This is a genomic window from Gemmatimonadaceae bacterium (assembly GCA_040882285.1).
In the GTDB taxonomy this organism is placed as follows: Bacteria; Gemmatimonadota; Gemmatimonadetes; order Gemmatimonadales; family Gemmatimonadaceae; genus JACDCY01.
The window spans coordinates 16827-31332 of the sequence record JBBEBQ010000009.1 but is presented as its reverse complement, the minus strand read 5'-3'; the positions used below and the strand labels follow the sequence as shown (position 1 = coordinate 31332).

The following is a 14506-nucleotide window of genomic DNA, read 5'->3' as shown; positions in this document are numbered from 1 at the left end:
GGCTCCTCAGCATCGGGCTGGTGGCCTGCGTCCTGATGGTGTGGCTCTATTTCAGAGGATGAATATGATCTCGCGGCAAATCTGGGCACGGACGACCGCACTCGTAGCGAGCGCGGTGCTGCTGGCCGCCTGCACGACCAGCGCTCCCGTCAGCACGTCAGCTGTCCCCCGGAATTCCGGCGTCTACTACGACCCGTCGCGGGAGCTGGGGCCGCTATTCCACGACGTCCAGCTTGCGGGCCTGTTTCCGGACTCCAAGACCTTCGTTGACGCCCGTGCGCTTCTGGCTCCGGCGGAGATCGTCGCGCGCTATTCCACCGCGAAAGATTCTTCAGGCTTCAGCCTCCGGACGTTCGTGGAGCGGTACTTCGAGATCCCGCGCGCGGTCGGAGAGGGTTTTCGGACGGATACCTCGCGGACCATGGAGGAGCACATTAGCGCCCTCTGGCCGGTTCTCACTCGCGCCGCGGACAATCTGGACGACCGCTCGTCGCTGATCCCTCTGCCGAACGCGTACGTCGTTCCCGGCGGCCGCTTCCGCGAGGTGTATTACTGGGATTCTTACTTCACGATGTTGGGACTGATCGAAAGCGATCGCACGGATCTCGTGCGGAGCATGCTGGACAACTTCGCCCACCTGATCCGGACAGTGGGCCACATTCCCAACGGCAATAGGACGTATTACTTGAGCCGGAGCCAGCCGCCCTTCTTCGCCGCGATGGTGGGACTCTTCGCGCGGGCGACCGATACCACTCAGGCGCTGCGGTATCTCGACGCTCTCGAGGCGGAGCACCGCTTCTGGATGGAGGGCGCGGCCAGCGCTGCTCCCGGTACGGCACATCGTCGTGTCGTGCGCCTGCTCGACGGCTCGGTGCTGAATCGGTACTGGGACGACAGAGCGGACCCGCGGCCCGAATCATACCGCCCCGATTACGAGCTTGGTCATGGTTTACCCGGGCCAACCCGCAGCGCGTTCTACAGAAACGTGCGGGCCACGGCCGAAAGCGGCTGGGACTTCTCGAGCCGCTGGATGCGGGACCCGAGCGACCTGCGCACTCTGGAGACGACGGAGCTGGTCCCCGTCGACCTCAACAGCCTGCTGTATCACACCGAGCGCACGATCGCCGCGTTGCGGACTTTTCGCGCGCAAGCTCGTGACGCGGAGGCGGCGACCTGGTTCGACCGGGCCGCTCAGGAGCGGCGGCGGGCCTTATTGGCCGTGGCCTATGACTCTGCCGACGGGTTCTTCTACGACGTTCGGTGGAGGAGCGGGGAACGCGTAGCCGATCGCCCGACTCTGGCCGCAGCCGCTCCGCTTTATTTCGGACTCGCCACAGCGGAGCAGGGAAACGCGGTTGCCGCCCGGCTGGAGAGGGACTTCCTGAAATCCGGCGGATTCTTGACGACGCTGATCAGCACCAGCCAGCAGTGGGATTCGCCGAATGGATGGCCGCCCCTGCAGTGGCTGGCCATTGAGGGCGTGCGCCGGTACGGTCACGACGACCTCGCCGCGGCCGCGCGGCAGCGCTGGCTTGCGCTGAATCGCCGCACGTACCGGGCGACGGGCAAGATGACGGAAAAGTACGATGTGGCGGATCCGACCCGGCGGGCTGGCGGCGGCGAGTATCCCACGCAGGATGGCTTCGGCTGGTCCAACGGGGTGGCGCTGGCCCTGTCAGGCCAGGAGCGGAGCGCAAGCGTCGCGGCGTTACGCTGCAGGCCAATCAGGCGTGGGGGGCCCAAGCCTTCTCGCCGGGCGTATGCGGCACGCACGGATCGAAGCGCCCGGGCGACTCAACGTATCGCTGCCCCTGCGTGCAGCCGATCTCCGACGTGAAGTAGCCGAGCAGCGCGAGCTCCTTCATCATCCTGAAGTAGTGCGCAGGCGGGTCGGCGGTAATCTCCGTCGCCACCCCCGCGTCCGACCCGGGCGCCCTGTCCTTGCGCTCGTCGGCGAGGAACACCTCGGCCTTCTTCAGGCTCTCTTTTTTCCGGGCATCGCTTTCTAGCTTTTGCTCGCGATCGAGGACCTGGAGCACAGCGAGCCGTTGTTCCTGCGTCGCGGCCATGAATGAGACGTCGTGCGCCCTGCGGGTTGCCTGGTCCAGCTTTTCCATGCCCTTGCGGAATGCCTTCCGATCGCGCGGGCTGTAGCTGTCCGTCACGATGAGCGCCATGAAGGCGCCGACTTTGGCTGCCTTCGCACCGGGGGTGCCGGTCTGGGGAAGAATCGTTTCCGCCACCTCGTCGAGGAAGGCGATCTCGTCGGCGGTAAACGGCGCGTCGGTATTTTGTTCGCTGCAGCCGGTGAGCAACGCACTCCCGCCGACCAGCGCGACTCCGCCGAGCAATGCGGTCACGCGCAGCATCGCCTCGCGGCGGTTGATCATCTCCGGCAGGTAGTCGCTCGCGCTTTCGTGTGCAGTCATCGACGACTCTCCGGTCAGATGTTGCGGCGATTGAGCTCACCCACGGCGTAGTCCGCGGCCCGCGCGGTGAGCGCCATATAAGTGAGCGATGGATTCTGACAGGCGGCCGACGTCATGCAGGAGCCATCGGTGAGGATGGCTCGGCACGGTGAATCGCTTGTCCCATCCCAAGATTCCGAACTACGTCATTCAGAATATCCCGCGCGATCCAGGCACCACGTACAGCTTCAACGCTGGTGTGGGGATCGGCCGCTCGGTGCGCGGCACCTCCTTCGCGGCCGATCTGATCTTCGAGCCGATGTTCGCGGAAACCTGGGCTGACGCGGCGAACGACACGCTCATCACCGGTGGCGGAACCATTCGGGCCGGCGGAAGAATCGTGGATAACAGCTTCCGATTCAGCAACGTCAAGGTGCGCCTTGGCGCGGGACGTGATATCGTGATTCGCGACGGGAACACGGTGTTCGGCTATCAGGTGGGACTCGGGCTGTACGCGATCAACTACCGCCTGAAACAAGCCAACCATGTGCAGCGGACCTTTCGCACACAACGCGAAGACTGGATGGAGTGGTCGCCGAGCGTTGGCCTCCGCCTTCGCTCGCGGGAGCTAGACCTGTTGTACAACTTCTCGCTCACTTGCGGTCCCGGCGCTTGCGGCGGAGACGACGGTCGGGTGGTTTTCGTGAACAATCCCCGAGTCGATCTCGCCGCAGTGGGAATCATCGCCGCGCCCAGCGGTGAGCTCTTCATGGAGAGCGGTGCGCTCAAGCTGCACAAGCTCACGCTCGCGGTGCCTATCCGCTAAGTAGGGTAGGTCAGCAAGAATGATGGGGAGATGAGCGCTCTGGCTCGTCTCCCCGTCATTGCAAAGCAAAGCGGGTATCCCGCGATCCGATCAAGGTTGCAAGCGATCAGCTACCCCTTCAGTGCAGAGCCCGGCCGTCCGCGCCGAACAGGTGGACCCGCTCCGCCGGCACTCGGACCGTAACGCTGTCGCCGACGTCCGCCAGCGGGTTGCTCGAGACAGCCGCGAGCAGACGGTGCGATCCAGCGTCAATGTGAACGTGGCTGGTGCCACCGAGCCGTTCGACGAGGACGACCCGCCCGGCGACAGTGCCGTCGGCATCAACTGATCCATCCGTGGTGAAATCCACTCGCAGATCCTCCGGCCGTATGCCTAGCGTCACAGGTTCTGCCGAGCCGGGTCGCGCGACTCTTTCTCGAAGCGGCAGGCGGACGCCCCCGGCGTTGAACACGAGCCGTCCGCCGTCTTCCCGCTCGACTCCTCCCTCGACGAAGTTCATCGGCGGCGTGCCAATAAAGCCGGCGACGAACCGGTTCACCGGAGTGAGGTAAAGCTCGATCGGCGTGCCGACCTGCTGAATGCGTCCGTTGGCGAGCACGACAATGCGGTCGCCCAGCGTCATCGCTTCCACCTGGTCGTGCGTCACGTACAGCGTTGTGGTTCGGAGCCGACGTTGCAGCGCGCCGATCTCGATCCGCATTTGCGCACGGAGTCCCGCATCGAGATTGGACAGCGGCTCGTCGAACAGAAACACCAATGGCTCGCGAACCATGGCGCGTCCCATGGCGACTCGTTGTCGCTGCCCGCCGGAGAGCTGCTTCGGCTTGCGATCGAGGAGCTGCGCGAGTCCCAATATGCCGGCGGCCCACTCGACACGCCGGCCGATCTCCTCCCGCGGGGTTTTTCTGAGACGGAGTCCAAGCGAGAGATTCTCGCCCACGGTCATGTGCGGGTACAGCCCGTAATCCTGAAACACCATCGCCACGTCCCGCTGTCGCGGAGGCAGCGCGGTCACGTCACGCTGGTCGATGCGAATCCTGCCCGAGGTCACTCCTTCGAGTCCAGCGAGCATCCGGAGGATGGTCGTCTTGCCGGACCCGGAGCCTCCGACCAGCACCACCAGCTCTCCGTCGGCCACCTCGAGGTTGAACTCCTCGACGACGGTTACATCGCCGAACCGCTTGGACACGCGCTCGAAGGAAACGGACGCCATTATCCCTTGATCCCCGATGTCGCCATGCTGTCGATGAAGTTCCGCTGCAGAAACAGGTATGCCACCACCACGGGGACGACCAGGATCATGGACGCGGCGAGGGACACTCCGATTGATCCCGCGCCGCCGCCAAGCGTAAACACGGTCAGCAGCTGCGGCAGCGTCATCAGGCTCTCCTCACGGACGACCAGCAGCGGCCAGAGCACCTCGTTCCACGATCCCATGAAGGTGAAGATCGCCACGATGGACAGGACCGGCTTGGAGAGCGGCCAGAAGACCGTGAAGAGGATGCGAAGCTCACCCATGCCGTCCATCCGCGCGGCGTCGATGAGCGAGCCGGGAATCTGCAGGAAGAACTGCCGCAGCATCAGAATGGCGGTTGCGTTGAACAGGTACGGCACGATGAGCGCGGCGTACGTGTCGATCCAACCGAGCTGCACCATCAAGGTGTACAGGGGAATCAGAGTCAGCTGTCCGGGAACGAGCAGCACCGCGATCGTGATGGCATTGAGGGCGGCTCGTCCGCGGAAGTTGAGCCGCGCCATTGCGTAGGCGGTCATCGAGCCGAGCACGAGCACGGAAGCGGTGATCGTTCCGGCGACGAAGATGCTGTTCAGCAGCGCACGGCCGAACGGCGCGCGTGCCCACATCGTGCGGTAGTTGTCGAGCGTGACGTCGTCCGGGATGAGCGCCAGCGTACCGACCTCGAACGGCGGCTTGAGCGTGGTGGAGGCCATCCACAGAAACGGGTAGATGAACGTGATTGCGGCGAGCGTCAATCCCGCATACAGCGCGATCCGTCCGAGCGTCCTCACAGCGCCTGTGCCTCGCCCATGATCCGGCGCTGAATGAGGACCACCGCGCCGATAATCAGCGCCAGCGCTACGCCGATTGTCGCCGCGTACCCCATCTTCTGATAGGAGAAGGCGTTGGTGTACAGGTAGAGCACGATCGAGTACGTGCGCCGGAGCGGGCCGCCGCCGGTCATGACATACGGCTCGATGAACAGCTGGAAGCCGTTGATGGTCGAGAGCGTTACGACGAGGATCGTCTGCGGCAACAGCATCGGCAAAGTCAGGTGCCGGAATCGCTGCCACGCGGACGCGCCCTCGATCTCGATCGCCTCGTGGCAGCTGCGCGGGATGTATTGCAGCCCCGCCAGGTAGATGATCACGTAGAAGCCGACGTTCTTCCATGTCACCATCACTGCGATCGATGGCATGGCCGTCGCCGGATCCGTGAGCCACGGCACGGGCGACAGCCCGATTTGCACGAGCAGGCGGTTGATCAGCCCGACGTCGGTGGCGTAGAGACTACTCCAAAGGATCGCGACCACGGCGCCGGATATGACGACGGGGAGGAAGAATGTGGCCCGCCAGAAGGAACGGAACGCGAGCGGGCGGTTGAGAGCGAGGGCAAGCGCCAGGGCGGTTGCGATTTGAAGCGGAACATGAATCGCGAGAAACACGAACGTGTTGGCGACTGCGCGCCAAAAGCGTCCGTCACCGGCGAGCAGTCGGATGTTGTCGAGCCCGGCGAACGAAGGAGCCGTCACGAGGTCCCACTGCATGAAAACGAGCGCCAGCGCCAGCAGAATCGGGTACGCGGCGAACGCGAGCAGAAACAGCGCGTACGGCGTCGCCAGCAGCGACCCCGCCCGTCGTTCACCGCGCATTCAGAATATTCCTCGCTTCCGCCGCGGCTCTCGCCAGGGCTTGCCGGACCGGCACCTTCCCGTAGACCGCGGACTCCTCGTACGCTTCCGAGAGAAGGTCGAAGATCTCGACGATATCGGGATCGAGGTCGATGTCGCGCGCCCGCTCGACGTAGCTCGCGAACGTCGCCAGCGTGGGCCACTGCCGCAGCGACGCCGCGAATCGTGGATCCGAGGCGAGTCTGCGCCGGTACGGCAATTGGCTCGCCTGCTCGATCAGCAGGCGATCCGCTGCCGGAGACGTGAGAAACGCGACGAACCGCGCGGCCGCGTCGGGGTGGCGCGTCGTCGAGAAAACTGCAATGTTCCGCAGGTCGGCGAACGCATAGCGATCCCGGGGACTGGTTCCGTCCGCGGCCGGCACCGGCGTCACGTCGTACCGGAGGCCGCGGACCTTGAGCTCGTTCAGCTCCCGCACGAACCACGGACCGATGATCTTCATCGCGACGGTACCGTCGGCAAAGGGATCGCGGCCCTCCGAGAAATTGGAGCGAGGCAGCACGCCTTCCGCGAACCCGCGGCGTAACAGCTCCAACGCTGCGACCGCCGCTGCATTGTCGAACGTGATCTTGCCGTCGGCAACGAGAGTCCGGCCGCCCGCGCTGGCAAGATACAGCGGGTAGAAATCATAAAAACGCTCGAACCAGGTCGTTTTCAGATTCGCCCACTGCCCCCAGCGGTCGAGCCGACCATCACCATCGGTATCGCGGGCCAGCCGGCGCCATGCATCCAAGAGCTCGCTATGCGTCTGCGGCGGGGCGACCCCCGCGGCCGCGAGCAGGTCGACGTTGTACATCAGCATTTCAGGATTCGTCTTCCAGGGGAACGCGTAGATTCCACCATCCGGAAGCCGGAGCGTGCCGAGCATCGCGTCTGTCGTTCGCTCCCGCAGGCGCGCGGCCGTGGCGACCCGGTCGTCCAGCCGCACCACGCCTCCGGCACGAACCAGCCGCGCCAGCAGCGCCGATGAGACATTCGAGCTGACGTCCGGCGTCGCCTTCGCCACGATCGCGGCGAGCAGCACTTCTTCCGTCGAGCGGCCGGCGGGCAGTGGCTGCACGCGCACTTGTACGTCGGGATTCTCGGCGTTCCACTGCGCAACCAGCCGCGTCGCAAGTCTGACCTCCGGAGGATTGGCCGCCGGCCAGTAGGTCAGCGTGATCGGATCCGCCGTCCCGGACGTCTTGGCCACGTCGAGGCCGGACTCTCTCCGAGATAGCACGATGCGGCCGCCGTGCGGATCTGCGAACTCCCGCCGGTCCGGGATTCCCGCCAGCGAAGCGGCCGGCGCGCCGACCGCCCGATAGCGCAGGTACTCAGCTGCGTCGGGATTGCTGGTGACGGCTTGCAGCGCCAGTACGGCCTCGATGTTGGACTCGGCGCCGGCATTTCGATTCACACTCTCCGGCGAAGCGCCGTCAATTCCATCGAACGTGCGGCCTGTGGTCTCGTCATACATGCTGACGCCTGCCACGTTGGCGCCGAGAAACCAACCGGCCGTGAGCCCCGCGAATATCGCGTACCGGCGGTCGGCGGTCGCCTCCGCCAATGCCAGATAGCCCTCGACGATAGGGCCTACGCCGTACGCGATCTGTGGAAACCATTTCGTCGCGCCGTCGGGCAAGATCTCCGACGCCGGCTGTCCTGCCAGCAGGAATCTCGACCAAAGTGCGTCAGCTTCATGCCTGGCCGCTGCGATGAGCTCGGGACGGTTCAACACGAGACCGGCTTCCGCCAATGCTACGGTGGATCGCGACCCCCACGCGTGCCACGCGGCACCCGGACCATCTACCCGCGCGCCCCATGGTGGAGTCTGCGCATTCCCAGCGGACAGCGGCACCAGCAGGGCAGCGGTGCGCGCGGCGAGCGCGGCAAGGCGCGGCGATGGCTCCGCGCGCTGCAGTGCCAGCAGTCCCAGCAACGCTTCGGCGGTTGCGGTAGCCGATCCGCCGAGCAGCCGTCCGGCATTCACCTCGCGGCTCATTCGCGCCACCGCGCGGTCCAGGATCGGGCGCAGGTCTGTCAATCGCGCGTGGTTGGGACCCAACACGCGTACCGCCTCCGCGAGCGCCCAGAGACTGCGCGCTCCCCAGTACGACATGCTCTTTCTGCTGCTCGGCGCCTCCCGGTTCGGACGGCCGTCTGCGTGTATGAAGTTGAGAAATTCGCCGTCGCCCTGCTCCATTGCCGAAACGAACGCGAGCAGTGCCAGCGCCTCGTCGCGCGCGCTAGTATCGCCCGTCATCTCATAGGAGCGGAGATATACGATCGCTGCGCGCGCGACGTCGTCGACGCTCGCGATTCCCTCGTATCCGTCCCGCTGCGGGGATGCCGTGGGGCGGTAGTCGGGGGCTTCAGCGTACAGCGCCACGACCCTCACGGGCCGACCGTTCACTACCGCATCGAGCCCGAGGTGCTGGAGATAATCCAGACGGACGGCCAGCGGCGCGGGACCCGGAGGGGAGGCGGGGGCGTCCGCCTTGCGACCGCAACCGGCTATGAGCTGACCGACCAACAGTACTGCCACGATGTTGGCCACTCGAATGATCATACCGGCACGCCGCCCTGCTTCTGTTCAATGGCCGCGGCGAGCGAAGCAACCAGGTCACGCTTCGTCACGCGCGCACCGGCCACTGACACATCGGCGGCGCCGTAATACAGCAGGAGATCGTCGCCTCGCTCCACGAGTCCCTGCGGAAATACGACCCGGACACCGGTTCTGAAGTTGGCTGGATCCACTTGGGGGATGTCGCGGAGCTCGATCTCGTATGGCGCTTCGGGAACGAGCGCGGGCGCTTCGGATACGTACAGGACAACTTCCGGATTGTCGAGGTCGAGCACGCACCATCCCATCGAGTAGATGTTGCCTTCTTCGACGGATGTTGCGCCATGAAATGGAAAGAGCCAGCCAATGTCAGTGCGGATCGGGGGCGCTCCGGCTCCTACGCGCGAGCTTCGCCAGGTCCCGGCCCGCGGTCCAACGATCGGCTGACCTCGCGCGGGCCACTCGCTCTCGAGCGACGTCAGCCTGGCGCACACGATGTTCGGCATCGGGCGATGGAGCACGACATACTGTCCGCCCACCTTCTCCGGAAAAAGCACGCAGTTCTTGTTGTCTCCGGCAATGCGCGGTCCATACCGGCGATACCGCTCAGGAGCGAGCAGGTCGTCGGTAGTGATCAGGCAGACACGCGGACCAGCCTCCGAGTATCCCGTGTAGGTGATGGCATACAGCCCATCATCCTCCAGATACGTGATCCGTGCGTCTTCAACCCCCCATTCCTCGTACGGTGCGTCCCGGGTGATGACGGCGTGATCCCAAATCTCGTCGACGGTGCGGCCGTCGGACGACAGCGCCAGCGCGATCGATGAGCGACCCGTGTCCTCCTCGAAAACCCGAACGAGCAGAACGACGCGCCCGCTTGCGCGATCGACCGTGACGCCCGGGTTGAACGCGCCGCTCGCGCGCGCGAACGGGATCCGGGAAGCGGACACCAGAGGATTGGTGGGCAGTCGCTCCAGTGGGACGATCATGTCGGCGTCCGTGACACCCAGGCTGAGTACAATCGGTCAAAATGTGCCTGTGGAGCCGCGTAGTACTCGTCGGCGCTCACGTCCAGCACGGCCGGCACTCCGCCCCGCGCAAGGGAGCCGGTGACGAGCCGCTGTCTGAGCGAGCGGATAACGCCGGCGGCCGGCTTTTCGCTCCCGTCGGCGCGCACGAGTCCGAACGATCGCTCGCGGATCGCCGTAGATAACGGAGGTCGGGCGAAGAGCCGCTCATCGTAGTCTCCGTAACACCACGCGTACGCGCCGGCCGCGCCGGTGGCCGCCAACCGCTGCAAGACCATGGCGTAATACTCCGCCGCTTCTTCTTCGGACGCCAGATACTGCGTGCGAGGCCGGCCGAGAAAGTCGTCGGTGATCGTCACGCCGTCGCTGCCCGGCGGCGCGGTGCACAACCCGAACTCCTGCATGATGGCGGGCCGGCCGCGGCCCGAGAGCGCTGCCGTCAGCGCGCACGCGAAGGGAACCAGCTCGGGATCGAGAAAGGAGCGCGCGGAGCGGCAATACAGGGGATACGCGTGCATCACGTCTTCATCGGTGGCGGCGGCGAGGTCGTCGACGCGCATGTTGTTGCTGGACGTGAGCGACGGGAGATGCGCGCCGATTCGGACGGGGATGCCGGGAGCGGCGCGCCTGATCGCGTCGGCGAGCAGGGAAGTCCAGAGCCTGCCGGCCTGTCTGGAGCTCGGGCGCTGCGCATCGTCGATCTCGTTCGCGATATCGAACGCGCGGATGGCTGGATGTCCTGCCAGGGCGCGCGCGCAGCTGCCGGCGAGCAGCTCCTGCGACCGCAGCAGGGTGGGGTCCGAGAACAGGTCGCGCGCTTCGCCGTTCGGGTCCAGCATCCACGCGGGCCACCATATGCGGCCGCTCATGTTGAGCACGATCAGCGTGGGCACGACCTCGAGCCCCGCGTCGCCCGCCGCTTCAACGACTTGCACGAGCCGCGCGATCATGTCGGCGGCAACGGTTTCCTGCCGCGGGAGGAAGTCCTGCGCGAGCGCGAACACACGCACTACGTCGAACCCGATGTCGGCTACATGCGCAAGCTCGTCGCGAATCTCCGCGATGTCGAACTCCCTCCACATGTACATCGCGCTCCGGCGTGGCCAGTAATTGGCGCCGAGTTCGAGCGTCACGGGCTCGACAGGCCCGCGAGGATGGCGTCGAGCGAAAGATCCGCCACGGCCGTCACGCCATCCGCCGCGCCGTAATAGACGCGCACGAGGTCGCCTTCGGGCAGCGCGCCGCAGGTGAACACCACGCCGCCGAAGAATCCCTCCTGCTCGTACGGCTGCTCCGGCCGAAGCAGCGGCTCGCGGGAGCGCGCGATCACCCGTCCCGGGTCGGCCGCGTCGAGCAGCAGCGCACCCAGCGAGTAAGTGAGCGGCGACGCAGTGACCCCGTGATAGATCGCGAGCCACGCATCATTGGTTCCAACTTTCACGCGAAAGGGAACCGCGCCTGCGCCGACCTTCGCGTCGTCCCAGTACCCGTCGCGCGCGGCCGCGACGAGGCGGTGCTCTCCCCACGACATCAGGTCGGCCGACGACGCCGTCCAGATTGCAGGCGGGCCGAGTCCTTCGGCCATCGGCCTGTGGAGCGCGGCGTATCGACCGCCGATCTTCTCCGGAAAAATCGCGACGTTCTTGTTCGGGGGCGCGAAGATGATACCGTGCCGCTGGAACGTCATGAAATCCGTGGTGGACGCGAGGGCCGTGGCAACCCCATGGGGCGAGACAGCGCTGTAGTTGATCCAGTAAGTGCCGGCCATGAGCGTGATGCGCGGATCCTCCAACCCATACGACTCATACGGCGTTGCCGGCGACATGGCGGGGACCGGCTCGATCTCGAAATGGATTCCGTCGGTCGAGCGAGCCACACGGAGATGCGAGAGAGATGTCAGCCACATGCGGCCGCCGACGACCACTACCCGTGGATCGCTCGCATCGAGCCCCGGCGTGTCCCGTCGCCATTGCTTGACTTCCAGGTTGCCGGAGTGCGGATTGTAGATCAGCGCCGCGATCTCGGATTCCGACATTCGGTCGGAAGCCTCGGCCACCCGCAGCAGGAGGACGACCTCGTTCTGATGGCGGATTACGGCCGGATTGAAAACCCCCACAACGTGCAGCCCCGGCGCGGATGGTTGGACCATCGCGGGAGTGAGGATCGGGTTTTCCGAAGCCCGGCGGGGAATGCCGACCATTTCGCGAACCCGGGCTGAATGGAAAACCAGGAAACCGCCAGATGCTGACGATAAAAATAGCGCGTAGCGTGACCGCCATCGCGACGGCGGTCGCCGCCCTCGGCCCGGCAACGACGCTCGCGCAGTCACGCCCCATCGAGCCGGTGCTCGAATTTCCGGAAGCGGGGCTCGACGACTCTGCCGCGTATCGCGGCTACCGGACCCGATTCTTCCGCGACGCGACGGGGAACGTCGTGCAGGTGTACCTGGATGCCGCGTCGGGGCGGGTCGTCAATGTTCTCGCCGACGCGCTGAACGAGAGCGTCGGATTCACCGTGCGTGATGCGGCCGGAAAACCGTTGCGGGTGGATTGGGCATCACCGGGCGCGTCGGTCTCCAGGTCCGGCGCTTACCGGTCAATCGAATATCGGCTCACCGCCGACGCGCCGGTCGTGCAGATAGGCTGGACGCTGCTCGGGTCGATGCGCGTCGAGAGAGACCTGCAGTATTCTGGTCGGCATCTGGAGCCGTTCGGGAGCGCGACCTTCCGGCTTCCGGTGCTGGAGGAGGTGGTCGCGAACGTCGAGCGGCTGCCCGCTCGGGAGCGCTCGCATCATCTGCGCATGCTCGCCGCCCGTGACCTCGACGAGCTGCGAGCGCGGTTGCAGCCGGCCGTAACGACGCTGGGGGGGAACACGCCTCGCGGCGTGAGCGTCACGCAGCCGTCGCTGGACGACAAGACGCATCTGCGGCTCGAGCTGGAGGTCGATCCCGGTGAAACCGAGATGGCGGTGTCTTCGTCGACCCTGACGCTGCGCGCGCGAAACGGCAACGCCGTCCGATTCACCGTTCGCGTCTCCACCGACGCGCCGTCGCTCACCCCGCTCGCGAGGGACGAGATATTCAACGCCGACTTCCTGCGGTTCGTGAGCCGCGAGCGCGCGGCCGCGGACAGCGCAAAGGCCGCCGGATCAGCGCGCGGCCCCGCGGGCGAAGCCACGATCGCCCAGTTCCGTCGACTCGAGCGCGACATTCGCAGCGTCGAGCTGCTGAGTGCGCAAGAGAAGCTGATGGCAGGGATGCCGAACTACGGCACGTACTTCGGCCGCGACATGTTGATGGCCGCGCTGATGATGCAGCCGGTGTGGTCGGCGGCGATGTCCGAGCACGTCATCGCGAGCGTGCTGAGAAAGCTTGGGCCCGCGGGAGACGTGAGCCACGAGGAGGCGCTCGGCGGACAGGCGATCCGGGAGAACGCCGAGGAATACAACGCTCATCTCGCGCGGTATTTCCAGCTGTCGCGCAGCGGCGACCGCCCGGCGGCGGACAGCTCGCTGGCGCGTGCGCACGAGCTGCTCGGGAATCTGCAGCGCGTGCGGGAGAACTATCACATGCTGGACGACGAGTTCCAGCTGCCGGTGCTCGTCGCGCGCTATCTCGCCAGCGATTCGGTGTCCGCGCGCCGGAAGCGCGACTTCCTCATGGACTCTTCCGACGGTCGGGGCTCGCGCATAGCGCTCCTGTTTCGCGAGCTCGGGCTCGTCGCCACGCTCGCCGCGCCGTACGCGCGCGAGCCCTCGGTGCAGAACCTCGTGGCGTCGCCAAGGCTCGACTCCGCGCGGTGGCGGCCGGTCAGCTGGCGCGACAGCAACGTCGGCTATGCGAACGGCAGGTTCGCCATGGACATCAACGCCATCTGGGTGCCGCGCGCGCTCGAATCCATCGCCACGATTTTCGGCGCGCTTCGTGAGATCGGGGTGGACAGCGAGCTGACCGCCCGGCTGGCCGCCAGCTCGGGACATGCCGCTCTCGCTCGCTTCGCGCGATACCCGGACTCTCTGGAGTCCGCGGTGCGCGTCTGGGAGGGCGCCGCGCGGCATTTCGAGGTGTCGCTGCCGGCCGCAGATGTGAGCGCGCGGATCGCGCGCAAGCTGGAATCGCTTTCCGCGGAGGAGCGAGCGTATTGGAGCGCCGCTCTCGCGTTGTCGCGGGCAGACAGCGAGCCGCTGGAGTTCCTGGCGATCTCCCTGGATTCCGCCGGCCGCCCGATCCCCGTCGTGAACACCGATCCGGCAACGTGGCTTTTCCTGAACGATCGCGCGGGCGCCAGGCCAAATACGCGTGCGCGTGTGTTACGCGACGTCGCCGCTGTCATGCGCGCGTATCCCGTCGGTCTCCTGATCGACGGCCTCGGGCCTGTCGTGGCCAATGATGCCTATGCGTCGCCGGAGGTGTGGGCAGCGTTCCATCGGGACAGATACCATTCTCCGCGCGTCGTGTGGGGCCGGGAGGTCAACCTCCTGACGCTTGGCCTGGCGCAGCAGATCTCCTCTGTAGCCGACCGCGACGGGCAACTCGCGAGCGCAGCTGTCGCAGCGTACGTCGGGACACTGCGCGATGCGCTGCGCCACACCACCGCCGCGGTGGAAGCGTCGGGGTTGAAGCACAACGAGCTGTGGAGCTACGAGATCGTCGGCGGCCGGCTCGTGCCGATCCGCTACGGGGCGAGCACCGACATCCAGCTCTGGAACGTCACCGATCTCGCCGTGCAGTTCGTGCTCTCGCGGCTGGCGCCGGCCCCGGGGAACTGATC

11 protein-coding genes are annotated in these 14506 nt (G+C 66.0%); 3 read left to right on the top strand and 8 right to left on the bottom strand.

The genetic code is table 11. The features are described 5' to 3' along the window. Positions 1-64 precede the first annotated feature (64 nt). Complete coding sequence (gene treF, locus WEA80_05585; protein MEX1186039.1) at positions 65-1837, top strand: alpha,alpha-trehalase TreF; 1773 nt, start codon at positions 65-67, stop codon at positions 1835-1837. Here treF and WEA80_05580 read toward each other — a convergent pair. Then, positions 1725-2429, bottom strand: a complete 705-nt coding sequence (locus tag WEA80_05580) for a gluconate 2-dehydrogenase subunit 3 family protein (GenBank protein MEX1186038.1) — start codon at positions 2427-2429, stop codon at positions 1725-1727. The genes treF and WEA80_05580 overlap by 113 nt on opposite strands. 157 nt (positions 2430-2586) lie before the next feature. Here WEA80_05580 and WEA80_05575 point away from each other — a divergent pair, with 157 nt between their 5' ends. Further along, positions 2587-3234, top strand: coding sequence for a hypothetical protein (locus tag WEA80_05575; GenBank protein MEX1186037.1), 648 nt, complete (start codon positions 2587-2589; stop codon positions 3232-3234). Between the two features lie 118 nt (positions 3235-3352). On the opposite strand, the gene ugpC is transcribed toward WEA80_05575, so the two are convergent. Genes ugpC through WEA80_05540 form a run of 7 tightly spaced genes read right to left on the bottom strand, consistent with a single transcriptional unit; the run spans position 3353 to position 11934 of the window. Beyond that, positions 3353-4447, bottom strand: coding sequence for a sn-glycerol-3-phosphate ABC transporter ATP-binding protein UgpC (gene ugpC / locus WEA80_05570; GenBank protein ID MEX1186036.1), 1095 nt, complete (start codon positions 4445-4447; stop codon positions 3353-3355). Beyond that, positions 4447-5262, bottom strand: coding sequence for a carbohydrate ABC transporter permease (locus tag WEA80_05565; protein ID MEX1186035.1), 816 nt, complete (start codon positions 5260-5262; stop codon positions 4447-4449). The genes ugpC and WEA80_05565 overlap by 1 nt, the downstream gene beginning before the upstream one ends. Beyond that, the gene (locus tag WEA80_05560) at positions 5259-6122 is read right to left on the bottom strand and encodes a sugar ABC transporter permease (GenBank protein ID MEX1186034.1); all 864 of its coding nucleotides are present in this window, start codon (positions 6120-6122) and stop codon (positions 5259-5261) included. Before WEA80_05560 ends, WEA80_05565 begins: the two co-directional genes overlap by 4 nt. Continuing rightward, the gene (locus tag WEA80_05555; GenBank protein ID MEX1186033.1) at positions 6112-8700 is read right to left on the bottom strand and encodes an extracellular solute-binding protein; all 2589 of its coding nucleotides are present in this window, start codon (positions 8698-8700) and stop codon (positions 6112-6114) included. Before WEA80_05555 ends, WEA80_05560 begins: the two co-directional genes overlap by 11 nt. 8 nt (positions 8701-8708) lie before the next feature. Further along, positions 8709-9695, bottom strand: a complete 987-nt coding sequence (locus WEA80_05550; protein ID MEX1186032.1) for a hypothetical protein — start codon at positions 9693-9695, stop codon at positions 8709-8711. After that, positions 9692-10867, bottom strand: a complete 1176-nt coding sequence (locus WEA80_05545; protein ID MEX1186031.1) for a hypothetical protein — start codon at positions 10865-10867, stop codon at positions 9692-9694. The genes WEA80_05550 and WEA80_05545 overlap by 4 nt, the downstream gene beginning before the upstream one ends. After that, positions 10864-11934, bottom strand: a complete 1071-nt coding sequence (locus WEA80_05540; protein MEX1186030.1) for a glycoside hydrolase family 130 protein — start codon at positions 11932-11934, stop codon at positions 10864-10866. The genes WEA80_05545 and WEA80_05540 overlap by 4 nt, the downstream gene beginning before the upstream one ends. 41 nt (positions 11935-11975) lie before the next feature. Between WEA80_05540 and WEA80_05535 the strand changes: the two genes are divergently transcribed. After that, positions 11976-14504, top strand: a complete 2529-nt coding sequence (locus WEA80_05535) for a hypothetical protein (protein ID MEX1186029.1) — start codon at positions 11976-11978, stop codon at positions 14502-14504. The last annotated feature ends 2 nt before the right edge of the window (positions 14505-14506 follow it).

Coding starts and splice junctions, on each gene's coding strand:
- treF (MEX1186039.1), top strand. CDS start 65: ATGATCTCGCGGCAAATCTGGGCACGGACGACCGCACTCGTAGCGAGC.
- WEA80_05580 (MEX1186038.1), bottom strand. CDS start 2,429: ATGACTGCACACGAAAGCGCGAGCGACTACCTGCCGGAGATGATCAAC.
- ugpC (MEX1186036.1), bottom strand. CDS start 4,447: ATGGCGTCCGTTTCCTTCGAGCGCGTGTCCAAGCGGTTCGGCGATGTA.
- WEA80_05560 (MEX1186034.1), bottom strand. CDS start 6,122: ATGCGCGGTGAACGACGGGCGGGGTCGCTGCTGGCGACGCCGTACGCG.
- WEA80_05550 (MEX1186032.1), bottom strand. CDS start 9,695: ATGATCGTCCCACTGGAGCGACTGCCCACCAATCCTCTGGTGTCCGCT.
- WEA80_05540 (MEX1186030.1), bottom strand. CDS start 11,934: ATGGTCGGCATTCCCCGCCGGGCTTCGGAAAACCCGATCCTCACTCCC.
- WEA80_05535 (MEX1186029.1), top strand. CDS start 11,976: ATGCTGACGATAAAAATAGCGCGTAGCGTGACCGCCATCGCGACGGCG.